The 20,106-nt window shown below is 32.6% G+C and carries 13 protein-coding genes and 1 pseudogene; 5 read left to right on the plus strand and 9 right to left on the minus strand.

Features of this window, described 5'->3' with window-relative positions; all coding sequences use genetic code 11:
- From ABEG11_RS19100 to ABEG11_RS11075, 3 genes and pseudogenes are all read right to left on the minus strand, one after another.
- Positions 1 to 77: pseudogene (locus ABEG11_RS19100) on the minus strand (transposase); the annotation flags it as partial.
- 61 nt (positions 78 to 138) lie between these two features.
- Positions 139 to 1,338, minus strand: a complete 1,200-nt coding sequence (locus ABEG11_RS11070) for a sensor histidine kinase (protein ID WP_348824235.1) — start codon at positions 1,336 to 1,338, stop codon at positions 139 to 141.
- 134 nt (positions 1,339 to 1,472) lie between these two features.
- On the minus strand, positions 1,473 to 2,822 hold the full coding sequence (locus tag ABEG11_RS11075) for a sigma-54-dependent transcriptional regulator (protein ID WP_348824236.1): 1,350 nt from the start codon (positions 2,820 to 2,822) through the stop codon (positions 1,473 to 1,475).
- Between the two features lie 141 nt (positions 2,823 to 2,963).
- Between ABEG11_RS11075 and ABEG11_RS11080 the strand changes: the two genes are divergently transcribed.
- The 5 genes from ABEG11_RS11080 (at position 2,964) to ABEG11_RS11100 (ending at position 9,624) form a co-directional block, all read left to right on the plus strand.
- Positions 2,964 to 4,202 (plus strand): efflux RND transporter periplasmic adaptor subunit, encoded by a 1,239-nt coding sequence (locus ABEG11_RS11080; protein ID WP_348824237.1) that lies wholly within the window; start codon positions 2,964 to 2,966, stop codon positions 4,200 to 4,202.
- Positions 4,203 to 4,446: 244 nt separating this feature from the next.
- Positions 4,447 to 5,148, plus strand: coding sequence for an ABC transporter ATP-binding protein (locus ABEG11_RS11085; protein ID WP_348824238.1), 702 nt, complete (start codon positions 4,447 to 4,449; stop codon positions 5,146 to 5,148).
- Positions 5,149 to 5,250: 102 nt separating this feature from the next.
- Positions 5,251 to 7,680: an ABC transporter permease gene (locus ABEG11_RS11090; RefSeq protein ID WP_348824239.1), complete on the plus strand. Its 2,430-nt coding sequence runs from the start codon at positions 5,251 to 5,253 to the stop codon at positions 7,678 to 7,680.
- Positions 7,673 to 8,977, plus strand: coding sequence for a TolC family protein (locus ABEG11_RS11095; RefSeq protein WP_348824240.1), 1,305 nt, complete (start codon positions 7,673 to 7,675; stop codon positions 8,975 to 8,977). Before ABEG11_RS11090 ends, ABEG11_RS11095 begins: the two co-directional genes overlap by 8 nt.
- Positions 8,978 to 9,219: 242 nt before the next feature.
- Entirely contained in the window at positions 9,220 to 9,624 is a 405-nt protein-coding gene (locus ABEG11_RS11100; RefSeq protein WP_348824241.1) for a T9SS type A sorting domain-containing protein, read from the plus strand.
- A 283-nt stretch (positions 9,625 to 9,907) separates the two neighbouring features.
- On the opposite strand, the gene ABEG11_RS11105 is transcribed toward ABEG11_RS11100, so the two are convergent.
- From ABEG11_RS11105 to ABEG11_RS11130, 6 genes are all read right to left on the minus strand, one after another.
- Positions 9,908 to 12,790: an alpha-amylase family glycosyl hydrolase gene (locus tag ABEG11_RS11105; protein ID WP_348824242.1), complete on the minus strand. Its 2,883-nt coding sequence runs from the start codon at positions 12,788 to 12,790 to the stop codon at positions 9,908 to 9,910.
- A 163-nt stretch (positions 12,791 to 12,953) separates the two neighbouring features.
- Positions 12,954 to 14,252 (minus strand): HlyD family secretion protein, encoded by a 1,299-nt coding sequence (locus ABEG11_RS11110; RefSeq protein WP_348824243.1) that lies wholly within the window; start codon positions 14,250 to 14,252, stop codon positions 12,954 to 12,956.
- An 18-nt stretch (positions 14,253 to 14,270) separates the two neighbouring features.
- Entirely contained in the window at positions 14,271 to 16,460 is a 2,190-nt protein-coding gene (locus ABEG11_RS11115) for a peptidase domain-containing ABC transporter (protein WP_348824366.1), read from the minus strand.
- Between the two features lie 2 nt (positions 16,461 to 16,462).
- Positions 16,463 to 18,046 (minus strand): vitamin K epoxide reductase family protein, encoded by a 1,584-nt coding sequence (locus ABEG11_RS11120; protein ID WP_348824244.1) that lies wholly within the window; start codon positions 18,044 to 18,046, stop codon positions 16,463 to 16,465.
- Positions 18,047 to 18,093: 47 nt separating this feature from the next.
- A complete protein-coding gene (locus ABEG11_RS11125) occupies positions 18,094 to 19,377 on the minus strand; it encodes a DUF6734 family protein (RefSeq protein WP_348824245.1) in 1,284 nt (427 codons plus the stop codon).
- A gap of 61 nt (positions 19,378 to 19,438) precedes the next feature.
- Positions 19,439 to 19,651, minus strand: coding sequence for a hypothetical protein (locus ABEG11_RS11130; protein WP_348824246.1), 213 nt, complete (start codon positions 19,649 to 19,651; stop codon positions 19,439 to 19,441).
- Positions 19,652 to 20,106 lie beyond the last annotated feature (455 nt).

Genomic DNA, 20,106 nt, shown 5'->3' on the forward strand with positions numbered 1-20,106 from the left:
ACTTTTCTTACTCCTCTGAACTGGCTTCTAAACGCTTTTATTTTGGCATTGAAAGATTCCGCTGATGCATTGGTGCTGGATCAAGTGCAAAACTAGGTATCAGTCAAAAAGATTAGATAATCTGAAGAGGAAGAATTACTAATCAATTAAACAAATTACGAAAGTAGTTTTGCCATTTTCATCTTTTCGATAAGCAAGATAACCGCCATGTGATTCGGTAATATTTTTGGATAAAGTCAAGCCAATTCCAGCTCCCTCTTTGCGGGTTGTAAAAAAAGGCAGGAATATTTTGCTTTCAATTTCTTTTTCGATTCCTTTTCCATTATCTGAAATTTGGATGAAGATCCTTTTTTCTTTGACTTCTGCCGAAATTGTAATCTCTTTTTTTGAAATTTGTTTCAGCGCAAAAATGCAATTCGTAAAAAGATTAATTAAAACCTGTTCTATCTGCTGGGCATCTATCTGGAGCCAATGATTAAAAGAAACTGTATTTATAACATCAATTTGCTCCTCTTTGAATAAAGGATTCATAATCTGGAAACTGTTTTCAATCAATTGCTGCAGGCTTACTTTTTCTTTTTTTGGCGAAGGCAGCATAGCCAGTTTTCGATAGCTTTCTACAAATTGCTGTAAATGATCGCTCCGTCTCAGCATTGCAGCAACACTATTTTTCATGTCATCCAAATCATCTTCCGAAATTGTTTCCTGCTGTACCAGATCCTGCAGATTTTGCGAAAGCGATCGAATAGGAGTTATGGAATTTAAAAGTTCATGTGAAATCACTTTCATCAAATTTATCCACGCTTCTTTTTCTTTTTTCTCAATTACATTCTGAATTGAATCCAGCAAAACAATAAAATAATCCTGATTGTAAATCTCGCTCCTGGAAGTCTGCAAAGCAAAAGTCTGATTGTCCTGCTGATTCACACGAATTTCTAATGCTGTTTTTATTTCCTGGAAATTCTGTTCTTCAATTATTGCACATAATGAAGGCAGCTGGTTTTTCAGGTATTTCCATTTTGAAACTTTTGGAACATTAAAATGCTTTGAGAAATAATTATTCATTAAAAAGATATCCCAGTCATTTTCCTTTTTTTGAAGAATGATAATTCCGCTTTCAATATTGTTTAGAATCGAACGATAAACAATATCTTTTGAAACCCGCTCTTTTTCCTTGTTTTTCAAATTTTCATACAAATGAAACAAATCGGGGTAGATGTTATATAATCTGTGTTTCGAATAATCGGCAGTAAAATCATTCTGCAGGATTGAACTAATTGTTTTATCATAAATGGAAAACACATTTTTGACAAAAAAATGCATTTCTACAATAAGCATGGCATCTATAAAAAAAATGAATAATGAACTGAAAATCAATCCATTTTGAAAAATAAAAATCGCAAAACATGTACCCAAAAGAATAATAATGAGTCGAATAAAAATCTGGTTGTATATTTTGAAAAGCTGATGCATCAGTTAGTGCTGATATTATATTTTTCTAAGCGTCTATACAAGGCACCTCTGGACAACCCTAATTCTTCAGCTGTTTTGCTGATATTATTATTGTTTTTAAAAAGCGCTCTTTCGACAGTTGCTTTTTCGATGGATGAAAGCTGGATGTCTTCGTGATTTTCGTCATAAACAGTTATTTCGTCCAAATCCAGATCGGAAATTGTAATATGATTGTTTTCGCAAAGAATCACAGCACGCTCAATTCGGTTTTCCATTTCGCGGATGTTACCATTCCATGCGTGTTTTTCTATATGTTCAATCACTTTTTTGTCAAAAATGATTTCGTCACGCTCGTATTTAGCAATCATTTTTTGCAAAAGATATTCGGCTAATGGTACTTTATCTTCGTTGCGTTCCCGCAAAGGGGGCAATACTATTTCCATTGTGTTGATGCGATAGTAAAGATCCTCTCTAAAGTTTTTATCGGCCACCTCTTGTTTTAAATTCAGATTTGTTGCTGTAATAATACGTACATTCAGAGTTCTTGGTTTCGATTCACCTAATCTGGTAACGGTTTTGGTCTGAATAATCTGCAAAAGTTTGGATTGCAGATGCAACGGAACATTTCCTATTTCGTCTAAAAAAATGGTTCCGTTCTGAGCCATTTCAAAACGTCCGGGAGTATCTGTTTTAGCATCTGTAAAAGCACCTTTGGCATAGCCGAATAATTCACTCTCGAAGATATTTGAATTTAAGGAACCTAAATCGACATGGATAAAAGGAGCATTTTTTCGCTCGGATTGATTGAAAATATGATAAGCCAAAACAAATTTTCCTGTGCCATTTTCGCCGAGTATCAGAACATTTGCATCCGTTTTGGCTACTTTATCAGCCAATGAATAGGCTTTCTTTATCGCATCCGAATTGCCGATGAAAAAAGTATGTAAAGGTTCAGCAGAATTTGATTTTTTCTGTTCTTTCCGGCTTATATCGACTGCCTGTTTTACAACGCTTAGTAATTTTTCATTCTCCCAAGGCTTTAGAATATAATCAAAAGCGCCCGATTTTAGGCCCTCAACAGCAGTTTCGACTTTGCCAAAAGCTGTCATCAAAATAACAACTGTTTTTGGCGAAAGCGTTTTTATTTCTTTCAGTAAATACAATCCTTCTCTGCCATCTTCAAAACCTATCCGGTAATTCATGTCCAGTAAAACGACATCTACAGTGTTTTTTGCCAATAATTCGACTACCAATTTTGGATTATTCAGTGTAAAAATGTTTTCAAAATGCTTTTTCAGAAACATTTTGGAGGCAAAAAGAATGTCTTCCTGATCGTCTATGATTAAAATGGATGCGTTTGTTTTTTTCATTACTGTTCGGTTGCGGACAAAAGATGTCCGATAATGGACAGCTCGAAAATTCTGTTAAAAATAAAACCTTAAAAATAAGGCGTTTGTAAATTTTAATTCTTTTGGCACGATAATCACTTTAGTTACAACAAATAAGCAACAATGGACACCATAATCAAAAGTAAAAATAACAAAAAAAAGTATTTAATAATTGCATTGCCCATTATCCTGGTTTTGGGTTATATCGCTTTTGCATCGGCTACCAAAAAAAGAAGCTTGAATGTAAAAAAGGAAGAAATTACGATTAAAACGGTTGAAGATAATTTCTTTGAAGATTTTATGTCTTTTCAGGCCAAAGCAATTCCTGTAAATTCAATGCTCATTAATATTATTGAAGGCGGTGCGGTACAGGAAATATTTGTCGAGAACGGCGATATGGTTACAAAAGGGCAATCGCTGGCGAGACTCTACAATCCGAATGCAGAATTGGCATACATGCAGCAGGAAACGGCTATTATCGAACAAATAAATAATCTGGAGAAAGCCAAACTGGATTTAAGAAATCAGGAGTTGAATTTAGGCAAAGATCTGATCGCGATAGAACATGATTATCTGGATGCAAAAAATTTATTGGACACCAACAAAAAACTTTTTGAACAGGAGATTCTCGCTAAAAGCGAATGGGAAAAAACCAAAGAAAATTATCGCTTTCAGAAAGAGCGGATGAATATTATCAAGCAAAGCGTGAGCAAGGAAAAACAGGCAAATCAAATTCAGATTGGGCAGCTTAATCAATCGATTGGAATTATGAATAAAAGCCTTGGAATACTGAGAACTAATAAAAAGAATTTTTTAGTCACAGCACCAATTTCCGGCAGGCTTTCGTCATTTGAACCAATACTTGGAAAAACCTATGCACAAAATACCAGTATTGGTTTTATAGACGACCAAAAAGGCTATAAATTAGTTGCTGATGTAGATGAGTTTTATTTGGATCGAATTTCGGAAAAACAAAAAGGAACGGTTGATTTTGAAAATAAAGCCATCGAAGTTCAAATAACAAAAGTTATTCCTGAGGTTAAAAACGGAAGATTTCAGGTAGAACTGGACTTTGTTTCATCAGAAAAATTAGACTTAAAACAAGGTTTAAGTTTTGGCGTAAAATTAAATTTATCCGAAAAAATGAAAACTACGGTACTTTCAAAAGGGAGTTTTAATGAAGAAACAAGTGGAAAATGGATATTTGTCGTAAAAGGAAATAAAGCCGAAAGAAGACAAATCAAATTGGGACGTGAAAATCCATTATATTACGAAGTCATAAGCGGATTGAAAGCAGGCGAAAAAGTAATAACCTCCTCTTATAAAGATTATAAATTAGCAGAAGTTTTGAATTTAGAATAAGAGTCAAGAAAATAGGGTAAAGAATCAAGAGCAAAGATGAAAAGCTGAACCACATAGAAACATAGAATTGAATAAAGTGAATTAGATTGTTTAAGAAAATACATTTTTACACATAGCACTATGAAAACTATCTTAAGCGAAGCATCTTTTATTTTCTATTTTAATCTATGTCTCTATGTGTTTAAAAGAATAAAACTGCTATAAATAACATAAAAGAACATCAATCAAAAAACGAACAATAATCATGATCAAAATCAAAAATCTTTCGAAAATTTTTAGAACCGAAGAAATTGAAACCAAAGCATTAAGCGAAGTTTCGTTAACCATTAATCAGGGTGAGTTTGTTTCTATTATGGGACCTTCGGGAAGTGGAAAATCAACATTATTAAATATTATCGGTTTACTGGACAGTGCATCGGGAGGCAGTTACCAATTACTGAATCAGGAAATGATTGGGCTGAAAGAGAAAGCTAAATCGAAAGTGAGAAAGGAAAATATTGGTTTTATTTTCCAGAATTTCAATCTAATAGATGAATTATCAGTGTATGATAATATCGAATTGCCTCTGATTTACAATAATGTCCCCTCATCGTTAAGAAAACAAAAAGTAGAAGCAATTGCCGAAAAACTGAATATTTCGCATCGATTGAAACATTATCCGCAGCAGCTTTCGGGAGGACAGCAACAGCGTGTAGCCGTTGCAAGAGCATTAATAAACGATCCGAAAATCATTCTTGCCGATGAGCCTACAGGAAATCTGGATAGTAAAAACGGAAACGAAGTGATGGAGTTATTAACGGATCTGCATGCTAATGGTGCAACAATCCTAATGGTAACACACTCTGATTATGATGCATCATTTTCGCAGAAAACAATTTTGATGAAAGACGGAATAGTACTTTCGGAAAAACTGAATCATAGAAATGTAGATGTTTTTAAAGTATAAAAAATGATTCTAAAAATCATTATCACAATCCTTACCGCCTTAATTGAACTATTGAATGAGATAGTTTGTTAAACATCAATCAATCAAAAAAATCAGAATCACATGTTAAAAAATTGGACAAATATATTTATCTATCATCTTAAAAATAATAAGCTTTTTACAGCTTTGAATGTTTTGGGATTATCTATTGGCATAGCAGGTTTAATTTTTGCAACCCTTTATTGGAATGACGAACAGAGCTACAACGATTGGAATCCTGAGAAGGATAATGTCTTTCAGGTTTTGGTAGACATAGGAGAGGATAGAATCTGGTCAAATGCCCCTGTAACGTTTGATCCATTCCTAAAGGGTGACCCCAATATTGAGAAAATGCTGTACTGCGAAAACTGGTATGAATCACCGCTTTACAAATACAATGGCAAAAAAATAATTATTAAAAAGTTATTTAATACTCAAAATAATTTCTTTGATTTTTTTCCTTTTGAATTTGTGCAGGGAAATCCAAAAACTGCATTGCAGAACGAAAATAGTATTGCGATGAAACAGGAAACTGCAGCACTTTTTTTTGGAACTGAAAATCCTATAGGAAAACAAATTCAATATGAAGATAAATTCCTAACGGTAACGGCTGTATATAAAATTACAGGAAATTCATCTATTGCACCAGATGCGGTTGTAAATAACATGAAAGAAAGGCTAGATCGCGATAAAAACTCTTGGGGAAATTTTAATAATGGCTGGTATATTAAATTAAAAGACCCCTCTAAAACAGATGAGCTTTCTAAAAAACTAAATGCAATCTATTACCAGAATAAAACAATTAAAGACGCAAAATCCGAAGGAATCAGCCCAAAAGAATTTGTGTCAAAATACGGAACATTTACTTATATTTTAGAGCCGCTTTCTCTTTCTAGACTGCATAGCCAAGGACAGGGTTCTCCAGAGGGAAAAGGAAATTATCAATTTTTGCTTATCATGACAGGATTGTCAGTTTTGATTTTGATCTTGTCAATCGTCAACTATATCAATCTGGCAACAGCAAATGCTATTCGCCGGGCCAAAGAAGTAGGCGTCCGAAAAATTGTTGGAGCTTCAAAACCGGATATAATCAGGCAGTTTTTATTTGAAACAATTATTACGGTTCTGATTTCTATTTTATTGGCATTAACGATCGTTGAGTTGTCCTTGCCTTACTATAATGAGTTTCTGGACAAAGAATTAATCATTTATGAAGGTCAGTTTTACGGACAAATTATATTGATTTTTATAGTTACTGTGATTTTTGCAGGTGTTTTTCCAGCGATCTATGTATCCAATTTTGAAACTTTAAAAGTGCTGAAAGGAAATTTTGGAAGAAATAAAAGCGGAGTGTGGCTTAGAAACGGAATGCTGATTCTGCAATTTGCCATTGCCTCTTTCTTTATTGTTGGCTCTTATATTGTATATGAGCAGGTACGCTATCTTGCAAACAAAAATCTTGGTTTTTCGGGCGAGCAGGTTTTAGAAATTTTTTATTTCAAGCCAGAATCCATTTTTAAAACCAAAAACCCGGAACAGCTGATATTTAACCGGTACATAACGGTCAAAAATGAACTCTCAAAAATAAAAGGAGTAGAGCAGGTAACTACCGGAGCATTTAAATTTGGCGGAGGCAATGATTCTTCTTCGAGCTTTAGTTATAAAGGCATTAATATCCAAGGCCAGAATCTGCCTATCGATTTTGGTATGCTCGAAATGATGAAAATCGAAATGGTTCAAGGTCGGTTTCTGGATCCCAAAATAGCTTCCGATACAATAAATGCCATGATGGTCAATGAGACTGCTTTGAAAATAATGAACGAGAAAAATCCAATTGGTAAAATTGTCGACTGGAATGATCACAAGCTGAAAATTATAGGAGTTGTCAAGGATTTTAATCTTTTCAGCCCTCAGGGAAAAGTGCCTCCAATGGTTTTTTTCCACTTCAAAACTGTGCCATGGACTATCGGGAATATTCAGCATATCTATGTAAAAGTGAAATCCGAAAATATGGAACAGACTATTGCCGATATTGAAAAGTTCTGGATTAAAAATGTCGATTCCGATTATCCTTTTCAATATGATTTTATTGATAAAAGCTATATGAGAACGTATAAAGCTTATGTGAAACAGAAAAATCTTTTTTCATTGCTAAATGGAATTGTGATCCTTATTGCTCTTTTCGGGTTATTTGCTTTGGCTTCTTATTCTATCGAAAGACGCATGAAAGAAATTGCTATTCGAAAAACACTTGGTGCCGAAACGAATGTTTTGCTTAAAGAACTTTCAAAGCAATACATCATTTTCAGTATAATCGGATTTTTGACAGCTCTGTTTCCGGCATATTACTTACTTAATAAATGGCTGGAAAATTTTGCAAATAGGATAGACATCTCTATTTATCCTTTTATAATCGGCTTTATTGCTTTATTGTTTTTAACACTTTTGGTGGTTCTCTCAAGAGCATATCAGGCGACACGGATGGATGTTTTGAAATACCTGAAATATGAATAAGAAACGAATTGTAACGATTATCTTTTTTTTATTTTTTGTTTTAGTAAATGGCCAGGAAAATTCCTGGTCGCTTACTAAATGCATGGAGGCCGCTTTGCAGAATAATATCGAAATCAAAATAAGACAGCTGGAAATAAAAAGAACTCAGAAATCACAGAATTCTGTTTTGAATCGAATGCTGCCTATTGCTGGTTTATCTGGAGAACAAAGTTATAATTTTGGTTCAACCATAGATCCTGCATCAAATGGGAGGGTAAGTTCCAATATTCAGAATGATAATTTCTACCTGAATGCACGGACAAATTTGATTGATTTTAGCGCTTTCGCCAATGCCAAAAAAGATAAAATCAATATTGAAATCGCCAAAGCTGATAAAGAAGTGATTGAAAACGAATACAAATTACAGATTCTGGAAAGTTTTTATCAGACATTGTATACTCAGGAATTATTAAAAATTCAGAAAGAGCAATTCAAACAGGCGATTTTTAACTTGGAAAGAGTAACAAAAGAAGTGGCTATTGGAAGCAAACCTCAAAGTGATCTGTATGATATGCAACTGAGTTTTGCAGAAGAGGAAAACAGGAATCTGGAATCGGAACAGCTGTATGGAATCAAAAAACTGCAATTATTCCAATTGATGAATATAACAGACATTGTAACTAAAGATGTTGTATTGGAAAATGTCTTTAATGAAAGTAAAGCTAGTGAAACGGAAAATACGCTTAATAGTCCTAAAATAAAACGAGCCGAACTGCAGTATCAAAACAGCTTGAAATCGATAAGTGTAGAAAGAGCTAATAATCTGCCTGTAGTTTCTGCTTACTATGGATTTTCGACTTTTTATTATTCTATTTTGAATGAACCTGCAGCAAATAAGGATAGTTTTAAAGATCAGTTGCAGAACAATAAAACCCAGCAAGTGGGAATCCAGATGAATGTTCCCATTTTTAACGGATTTAGAAACAACAAAAAAATAGATGCTTCAAAAATTGAAAGCGAAAAATCAAAACAGCTTATAGAACAGGAAAAACAAGAGTTAGAAAAACAAGTTGCCATTGAAGAACAAAACAGAAACAATTATATGGAGCTCCAGAAGAAGCTGAATGATAAGCAAAAATATGCCAAAGCATCTCTAACCACCACGCAAGCCAAATTTATCAATGGAAAAGTAGAAGCAATTTTATACTCTTCGGTTAAAAATCAATTATTGACTGCTGAATATGATGTGCTGAAAAATGGACTTCAGCTGCAGTATATTGGATTAAAAATAAATCTGCTGAAATACAATAGTCTATAGAATTAAAACTGAGGATTTTTGTACTGGATTCGTTTTGGTAATTGTCAGCAAATTATCTGCTTTATGCTTATAAGGGCTTTGGTATTTTAACCCAAAGCTATGCTGTATTGCTGTAGGCATCCATGTATCGTTTTCGTGAGGTTAAAATAACAGCGATATCAGAAAATACAGTTGCGTTTTAATAGAAATTATGAGGCTACTTTAGCAATAGATTAAAATTACTAATTTAAAACGACTGTATTATGAAAACGATTTTAAAATTTAGTTTAGCAGTATTGACAGCTATGGTTAGCCTTAATACGTATGCAATCAATGATGATTTTTTATTGAATGTAAAAAATGCTGAAGGGAAAGAGATCAGCTTTTCGGTAAATCAGATCCAGAAAGCAACTGTGACGATCTATGACGAATCCCATAATGTGATCTACAGTGAAACTGTATCGGGCAAAGAGGGGATCTCCAGAGCCTACAGTCTTCAGGAATTCCCTGAAGGGGTTTATTTCCTGACAGTGGAAACCAGCCTGAAAAAAGTTACTCATGAGATTGTGGTAACGGATGCGGCTTCTACCTTATCGAGAAAATCTGTGGCAGAGGTATACAAAGGAGGCTTTAAAATGAAAAGCGATAATGTAGCAACTGCTAATTAAGAACAGATAGGATTTTTTGGTTAAGTAAGTCTTGTATTTTTGGAGAAACAGCTCTTTGGGGGCTGTTTTTCTTGTTTTAAAGCAAATAATGTTTTTTTGAAAACGCAGCTGCATGATGGATGGAAATGGCATACTATTGTTTTCTTCTCCAGCAGAACAAAAGATATAATGGACAGCCAGGCCCTTGGGACATGCCCTGATAATTTTTTATAATTCTGGATAATAAAAAAAGCCATCAAAAATTAATCTGATGGCCAATTATATACTAACTAACTCAAAATATTTATTGCTTAATGAATTTCATTACCTTGATTTGATTGTCATTGTTATATATTTTAACAAAATACAGTCCAGTACTTAAGTCGCTTATACTATATTGATAGTCTTTGCCATGAGGTTTGTTAAACGTTTTGATTAATTGCCCTGATATAGAGTAAATTTGAATTTTGGCAGTATCTGTATTTAATGAAAAGTAATTGGAAGCTGGGTTTGGTGAAATAAAAATATCTTTCATCATCTCAAAATCAGCAGTAGCCAATACAGTCGATTTATTTCCATAGATTCTGAATTCGCCAGGCTGCAGGTTAATTGCTGCATTGACATCGGTAACTGTATATGGTGAATTATCCATTAAGTTATACCATGACCCAGTATATGGAAAGCCAGTAGCAACATTTTTGGCAGTAACATCAAGATTAGCAATAATAAGGACATCTTTTAGATCGGTACTCGTTAAATTACTATTAGTTATTTTAATATTTGGTGTTAAAGTTGTTGTCGCTGGGATTGTCGCTGTACCCATAAAAACTGGTTCGGTTGTTTTTAGAGCAATCATTCTTGCCCAATCGGTATAGATTTTATTTCTTGAGTTATCGGCTAACCAATTATTAGTCCATTGGGGCTGTGGTTTGGTAGACAATTTACAATCGCCCGCTATTGTTCCAGAATTATCGTTTACAATGCCATCAGTACAGGTGTAAATTGAGGAATCCCATCCTAGTTCTCCAAAATGCCATATCATTTTTGGACCTGGTATTAATAAAGACACTGCACCAATTGCTGACATTCTTGACAAGGCTACACTAAGTGTTTTTACATTGTGAGCAGGATTTGTACTATTTCCAGCATTTTTGTTGTAATACATTAATCGCTCTTCATCATGACTCTCAGGATATCCGATTAATCTATTTGTGGTAAATCCACGACTAGAGCTAGTCATGCCTGAAATATTTCCAGAATAACCTTTAGAGAGTTTGCCATATTCGCCATTCATATTTCCCCACATCATTACACCTTTACTTGGTGTTTCTGTAATTCTATAATTTGCCCATTGTTGTTCTTCTAGATTTCCTCCTAAATGTTCAAAAATAGTATAGTGTGTTGGATCTAATGACCAGGAATAATCAGCATACTCCTTTAAAATATCAACTCTGTCCTGTTGGTAGGTTCCTGTGCAAGTCTCATTACTGGCGGTACAGTTCTGGGTAAAACCTTTGGTTAAATCCCAGCGGAAACCATCAATTTTATATTCCTCTATCCATTGTTTGATGACTCTTTTTACATAGTTTTTGGTATAGGCAGATGAGTGATTAAAATCTTCTCCTACGCTATAAGCATGCTTGGCAACGGTATTGAAATAAGGATTTTCGGCTGTTGGAGAACCAAAACCATCTCCATCTGGATCATTCATCCACATGCGAACCATTGGGTTTCTTCCGAAGGCATGATTTAGGGCAACATCCAGAATTACGGCAATACCGTTTTGATGGCATAAGTCGATTAATTCTTTTAATTTGGCCGAAGTTCCATAAAACTTATCTAATGCCATGTGATAAGAGGTGTTATAACCCCAGCTTTCATTGCCTTCAAACTCCATTACAGGCATTAATTGAATAGCATTAATTTTTAAATTTTTAAAATAATCAATGCGATTAATTAAATCTTGATAATTTCTGTTTGCATCAAAATCTCTTACTAATACTTCATATACTACCAATTTGTCTTTTTCGGGCTTAATAAAATTTGTTGTTGCTGTACTCCAAGCATAAGGGGTTTGTCCTGTTTGTAAAACGGTTACTTCTTTATCCTGCCCAGTTGGATATACAGGCATATTAGGATAACTGCTTGCAGGAATATAAGGATCATCATAAGGTGATAATACTAAAGTTGAATAAGGATCGGCTGTTTTTACCAGTGCTGGAGAATTGGCAATTGGAGTTGATTCTCCTACCCAATACTGATAGGTATAATTTGTTCCAGATACAAGTCCGGTCAGTTCTAACCAAAATTTTGTTGAGCCTGAGGTTGCATCTTTTTTCATGGCATAGACACTGCTTGGCTGCCAGTTGTTAAAACTTCCAGCTACGTAAACAAAATCCTTCAAAGGAGCGTCAAGAACTAAAGTTGCTTTGGTAGCATCTGTTGGATTGTAATTGATTCCATCAACTAAACCAGTTGGAATCGTTTCGGAAATTGTATTTGGATTTATAACTACATTAAACTTTTTAGTTATCGTAGTTGCACCTTGAGTCACTTCCAATTCGTAATTTTGATTTTGAGTAATGTTGGTGTGATTGTAGTTGTAATTTGAACTACTCGCATTGGTATTGATGCTAATTCCATTCGATTTTAAATTATAACTTGCAGCACCATTTGTATTCGTAGCGGTAATTGAAAGGCTTCCACCAGAAGTTAAAATAGTTGTACTGTTTGTAGCTGGAGAAGTAAGATTAACTTGAAAAGAGCCTACTTCAGCAAGTATGTCTTGTGATTTTTTATCTCCTGTTCCATTTTTGGCTTTTATTAAAAATCCTATTTTTCCAATATTGGTTATGTTATAGTATGTAGTAGGTACAAATGTTTTTGTATAAGTGTCATTTCCAGAATTGTAATTGAATTTACTGGCTTCATTAGATGCTTCCCAAGCACCGTTAAGAGGAGTTCCTTTTTGGGTTGTATCATCTAAATCAAAAGCCCAAGCCCATAAATAAAGTGCATTTCCAGTTACACCCCAAGTTGCTTCATTGATACTATTTCCATTAATGGTAATTGTAATGGATGTTGTTTCCTCAAATGTTGCTGGACTTATAGAATAAGTAAGAGTTTGCTGTTGAGCCACACTCCCCAACGAGACAAAGAGCAATAATAAAAGTATAGTTTTTTTCATAATTTTAATAATTCTATTTTAGTTTTTGATTTATTATAAAGATAATACTATAATTTAGAGCTAGTAACAAACAATTTACGATAACGTTGTAGTGTTAAAAACTTTGTTTTTTTAGGATGTTTTTTCGCATAAGTAAAAATTATCTGCTTCAATTTTGATTTTCTTATCTAGTAGTTAATTTTCTAAATTGATAAAAAATACGTTCAATTAAGCGCATCTCGTCTGTAATAATTTCAGCTTGTCCAGTTAGCTCTTTATCAAATTTTAATTTTTTATTAAAATTAGTTTTCAATCCATTAGGAATTGTAATTTCTATAAAATAGTGACCATCCTTATTTGTAACAGTTGACATGGTTTGAATTTTACCTTCTAGCATACCATATTCCTGATATGGAAAATTATCCAGTTTAATTAGTACTTTCTGGTTTTGCTTTATCTTTCCCGAATTCTGAGATTGGACGATTAAGTTTCCTAAAAATTGTTGCTGGTTTTCTGGTAAAATTGTGGCTAATAAATCTCCTGTTTTAATTAGTTGGTTTTCTTTCCATGAGTTTTGAAATTGAAAAATTCCATCATAATTAGCAATAAATTGGTAATTTTGTTGCCAAATGTGAATGTTTTTTTTTAATTCATCTAGGGCTTGGTAAACAGAGCTTAAATTAGTAATGTCTGCTTTTTCCTGAGATATCTGATTGGCTACAATTTGTTTATGCGTTTGGTTGACTGCCTCTTTTTGCTGCGAAATAGCTAAATTGGTTTGGTCATAATTTTGTTTTGCCTGTAAGTTATTTAGTTTCTGAATTTCCAAATCATAGCCTGAAATTACCCCTTTGTCGTAAAGTTGTTGAGCGCGCTTAAATTGTTGATTGCTTAAGGATAATTTTGCAAACTCTAACTTTTGCTGCGCATAAAGAGAGGACAGTCTATTGCTGTTTTCATTCTGCGAACTTAGTCCGGCATTAATTTCCTCAGAGTAAGGTTTTAATTTTTGGTTTAATTGATTATCAATGTAAGCTTTATGGAATTGAATATAGGCCGTTTGAATTTCTCCAAGTTCTAGGTTTTTCAATTTGTCAAAAGGGAAGTTAAAGTTCCGATAATTGTTGTTGATATTGTTGATTGCGTTTGTTAACGTTAGTACATCTTGATAATTTGCTGTACTCTCCAAGATTGCTAGTATTTCTCCTTTTTTGACTTTTTCAGAATTAGTAACATATAATTTAACAATACGAGAGTCAACTTTTGATTCTAATCTTTCGGGCGGATCTAGAGAAGTTATAACAGCTTTTGCAGTAATAATGTCGGGATATTTTACAAACCAAGAGCCAATAAGTGTAAATAGTATTATTATAAAGATAATGGAAATTCCATATCGTATAATCCATGCAGGTGGATTTGACAATACTTCCTGTACAGATTCCGAACGTAATTCGATGTCTTCTAAAACATTTTTATTTGCCATTTTTCTTTTATTAAATGATTAATTTCCTAATTCTAATTGATTTTTTACTAACTCAAAGTAGTTTCTTTTCAGGAGAATTAATTCTTTATGCGTTCCTATTTCTACTATTTTTCCTTTCTCTAAAACTACAATTTGATCAGCATTTTTTACGGTAGAAAGGCGATGCGCTATAATAACTGCCGTTTTTCCTTTTAGGAATTGATTCAGGTTTTCCATAATTACCTTTTCATTATTGGCATCGAGAGAGGAAGTAGCTTCATCAAAAAATAAATAATTGGGGTTTTTATAAACTGCTCTAGCTATCAGTAGACGTTGTTTTTGACCGCCGGAAATACCAGTTCCTTCATTTCCTATTTTAGTATTATAAGACAATGGTAAGGTTTCTATAAATTCCTTAATATTTGCAGTTTCAACAGCATGTAAAAGTTTAGTTTTATTAATGTAATCGTCTCCCACGGCAATATTATTTGCGATAGTATCATTAAAAATGAATCCTTCCTGCATTACAACACCGCTATTTGATCTCCAGGCACTAGGCGAGATGTTGTCAAATTTGATGTTTCCCAGAGTGATTTCTCCATTATTCGGTTTATAAAATTTCATCATGAGTTTTAACAAGGTTGTTTTTCCGCTTCCGCTTGTGCCTACAATAGCAGTTATTTTTTGTTTTGGGATATGTAAATTCAAATTTTCTAATACATAATCTGGATTTCCTGTATATCGAAAAGATAAGTTTTTTATATAGATATCCGAATGTTGCAAATCTTGAATTTTTGGATTTAGGGCATCCTCTTCGTCTTCTTTATCGTGAATTTCCCCTAGTCTTTCCAGACTTATTTTTGCATCTTGGAGTGAACGCACAAAATCTACCATCTGCATCAACGGGCTATTCAATTGGCCAATTATATACTGTACCGAAAGCATCATACCAAGTGTTAATTCTCCTTTTACCACTAATGTTGCTGAGAAAAACGTAATCAACAAATCTTTAAGATGATTAATGAAATTTGAGCCTACAGATTGCCATTGTTCTAAAGTAAGAGATTGCATACTGACCTTAAAAAGTCGGATTTGTACAAATTCCCAACCCCAGCGTTTTTGCTTTTCGGCATTATGCATTTTTATTTCCTGCATTCCGTTAATTAGCTCCATCACTTTGGATTGTTCACTAGAGACCTGAGAGAAACGCTTGTAATCCAATTCTTTTCTCTTTTTTAAGAAAAACAATATCCAACCGAGATAAATGACACTTCCTATAAGAAAAATAAAGAATAGTTGAATGTTATAAAAAGCAAGGACAAAACTGAATACTATTAAGTTTACGAATGAAAACATTACATTGAGTGAACTACCTGTAAGTAATTGTTCGATTCTATGGTTATCCCCAATGCGTTGCATAATATCACCAGTCATGCGGCTATCGAAATAGCTAATGGGTAATTTCATTAATTTTATAAAAAAATCCGAAACTAGAGAAATATGAATGCGGGTACTCAAATGCAACATTATCCAAGATCGAAGGACTTCGATTGAAGTTTGTCCGGCAAAAAGCATTAATTGTGCCAAAAGCATTAAATAAATAAAATTTAAATCTTGGGTTTGAATTCCAATATCTACAATACTTTGAGTAAGAAACGGAAATAATAATGAGAATAAACTCGCCGCAGCTAAGCCTACAAATAGCTGTATTACTAGGCCTTTATAACGAAATAAATACTTAGTTAAGTAACCAAAACTTTGCTTATAATTCTCCGTATCCCACTCATTTTTATGAAACTCCGGTGTTGGCTCCAGTAAAAGAGCAATGCCTTCTTCTGTTTTTTCATGGGCATTCTTGCCAATCCAAAATTTAATAAAATCCTCTTTAGAATAAGTTATTAAGCCATGGCTAGGGTCTGATATATAGATTATGTTTTTCTTGATTTTATAAACAACTACAAAATGTTGGTTGTTCCAATGAATAATACATGGAAGAGGAGATTCATTTTGTAATGTCTCGTAGTTTATTTTTATGCCAATAGTTCGAAATCCTAAAGCTTCTGCTGCATAACTTAGCCCTAGTAAGCTACTCCCTTCACGAGTAGTTTCTGAAAGATTTCGAATTTGTTGCAATTCAATAACTTTTCCGTAATATTTGGCCACAATACGCAAACAAGTTGGTCCACAATCTTTGGAATCGGGTTGTTTGTAGAAAGGGAAGTTTTTTATTATCAAAGTACTAGTGTTTTTTCTTCAATTAATTCATCGATAAAATAATTGAGTTCATTAATTTGGTATTCTTTGGGCATAATATGTCCGTTAAGAATAATGGCAGGTGTATAATGAATGTTATTTTCCAAACACCATTTGTATTGATTTGGAATTATTATAGAGGAGTATTTTAAATCTTCGTTCTCCCATTTGGATTTCCATTTTTCTATATTTAGTTTTTCAATATGCCAATCGCTTAATGAGTCTATAGCTTTATTAATTTCTCCAGACCCATAATAGCTTGAGGCTTGTTTGTAAACTAAATTTGTTGGATTTTCCGTATTCTCAATATTTATATTAAAAAGTAATTTGATTTTTATTTCATTTGAATTTTTTTTTAGCAATTTTATCGCATCCTCGTAAGCGGTATGACAATGTCCGCAGGATGCACTTAAAACCAAAAACAAAGTTATTGGCGAGTCGCCTTCGCCTATTATGATGGTGCTTAATTTTTTTAAAGAGTCTTCATCTATTTTCGGATTGTTTTTTAATAATGCCATAAAAACAAAATAGCTTCGTTTTAATTTTTGATATTCTAATTCAGTAATTTCATCTTTACTTATTTTTAGTATTCTTTTTTTTAATTCATAACCCAAGTAATAAAATAAGGTAACTATCAATATTCCAGAAATAAAGGAAATAATAGCAGTTGAATCCAGTTCTAGAGAGAAATTGAACGATATTACTATTAGTTGCAATAGTAGTACTGCATCGATGCCTAAACAAAGAAGACACCATTTTTTTACAATAAATCCTTGATAATAGATTGAGTATAGAATAATAGGAACGCTAAAAATTCCAATAATTGAATAAATAAAACAATTTGAATCAAAAGGAGTAAGAACAAAAAACAATGTCAGTGAACTAAAATAAAGTATAGAAATGTCACTTAGGCTTACGTTTTTAAAAATTTTGGCACCATTGGATGACATCACATCTTTACAGCTTGTTTTTTCTGTTGCATTGCATATTTTTGAAATGGAATCATTATATAAGCCCATCTCTTCCCGCACTAAAAAATAACTAATAATCAAACCAGTTAGCAAGAGTAAATAATAAAATATCCCTGTAATCAAGTCTTTATTATTTATTAAAAACAATAAAATTGTTGAGAGTACAAAAATACCCCCAATTATTACATTGTACTTTTTGTTTGAAGAAAATAATTGATTTTTGTTAATTGGATTAGCTTCAATAGCGACAATTATTCCGGTCCAAATTTTTAAATATTCTTCTTTGGAAATCTTTTTTTTGAAACCGTTTGAAAACTCTATAGTTATGTTGGTTTTATTTTTTTCTGTAAATACAATCTCCTTTCCTGAGTCTGAATCTACTACAGAAAGGAAAGAATGGGGAAGGTTTTCCAATTCTTCTTTTTCAATTTTTGCAGCAAGATTCTCAACTTCAAAAAAACTAAGTGTATCTATTATCGCATACAGACTCGGGAAATTAGGATGAGATTCTAATTGCATATGAAACCCATCTTCTAGGTTGTAATATTGATTCTCTCTTAAATATTTTTTGATGTATTTGAAATTATTCATTTTAAATTAATTTATTTTGAATTTTTTGAAAACTCTTTATGATATTATTAATTTAATTGAGGTTTTAAGATTTCTAAGACAAGGGTTTTTTCCAAGATAAAAGAGATTAATTTCATTTTGAATACTTCGAAATCTTCAAAATTATTCATGAAATCAGTGTCGGTAATTAATTCTTCGTAGAGATCCTTTATAGTTACGGGATCTTTAAAATACAAAAGAATTGTACTCCAGCCAGATAATATTTCTTTTTCAATTTTACATAATTGAGGAACTATAAATTCAATATGAGCATTTCCTTTTTCATCTATTTCGATTTTGCATTTATCGTTAATTCTAAATTTTAAGCTAAATATTTCTTCAATGCTAAGATTATCAAGTAATTTATAATGGTTAGATAAAAAGGCCATTCTTTCTATTGATATTGAACTTTTGGTATATTCTTGAGAATTAAAAAAAGTGTTTAATCTTAAATTCAGTGCTTTATAATATTCTGGAAAATGATAGGCTAATCTTGCTTCGACTTGTTCTGTTGCAAAAATAGATTTCTTTGCATAACCTACACAGTGAATATATTTGGAGTAAGCAGGGACCGAAAAAAAGTCTAATACTTGCTCGAAATTAGGACTTACATTGTTAAACAAAAACTGAATGTCTAATTTTTTTTTTTCTGCCAAAGCATAACCTAATTGCTGTTCAAATATTGTATTGAATATACCAAGATCAAGATTCTCCATACAATTTTCATTGCTGTCGATAAATTTAAAAGCTTTAATTTTTAAATCTTTAAAAAAGTTTAAATTTCGCCCTCCAATCACGCCAGCATTATAAGCTAAGATTTTATTGTGCTTTTGATTCGTTTCTATTAGTTCATCAGGAATCCATTCAAAATTTTCTAAAATATGATTGAATGCTTGTGAGTAGTTTGGATAATCGACTTCTAAATTTTGTGAGATTAAATCATATTGCTCTTCATTGTAATTAATTTTCTTCCACAAAAATATGTCGTTGTCTAAATGCATAAAAGGTTCTTCTTGAACTGAGCATGCAACTAACTTACCAATAGCCCATAATTTGGGATTGTAATTGTCTAATGAATTTAGATTTAAATGAATTTTAGTATAAGGAAGTTGCAAAACATTTTTAAATAGCTCCAATCCAAAATCATCAGTGTATAACTCTAAGTTGTCATAATGTTTGCTTATAGTCAAAGCGCTTAAGGCATAACTATAAAATGCATATTTTTGTTGAAGCCAGCCACCATTATATCTTGCGTTTTGATCATCTGAAATAAATGTAGATGGTTTTGTCCAGAAACTTTGGATTATTTTCATAGTCTATTTTGTAATTTAGAGAGAATGTTTTTAGCATTCTCTCTATAACTTTTTTAATTAATTATGCTCGACATGCACTACCCGTATTGTAATTCCAATAGAAGTAAGTGTATGATCCATTGCATGTTAGCCAAAAGCCATTAGGAGCAAATCCACCTGTAGGACATTTAGGCGCATTGCATTCAGGATTATAAGAATACCCACCTTGAATCATTTTTGCCTCATTTGCGTTTAATATTTCGCCTTTAATTTTACTTAAAAAATCTTTTTTCATTTTAATAAAGTTAAAATTTCTCTGCCTACTCATTAGCTTTTCGGCTTCCGCTTTTTAATTTTAAAGTCATATTTTAAAGACATTAATCTCGGGTTCGGTCTCAGGTTGCGCAACCTTATCTAAATTCCGATTGCTCATATTTGCAACTATAAACACTCCAGAATATTAAATCAAAATAAGTAACGGCTAAAAATGTAGCTACTATTAAAAATATAAAATATATCTTATAATATAACATATGGTAATTATTAATAAATTACTACAACGATATAGTGTTGATAAAAAAAGTACTACAAACATTATGTGTGTTTTTGGATTGTAATTAATAGTTATGTGATTAGTTTTCAATACAAAAGAGCAACAATACGACTGCCGTTTAATGAAGTCGCATTGTTGCTCTTTATGTATATACAAAGAAAGGGACTGTTCAAAACAGTCCCTTATTTTAATTAATC

The organism is Flavobacterium aestuarii (assembly GCF_040049115.1).
GTDB classification, from domain to species: domain Bacteria; phylum Bacteroidota; class Bacteroidia; order Flavobacteriales; family Flavobacteriaceae; genus Flavobacterium; species Flavobacterium aestuarii.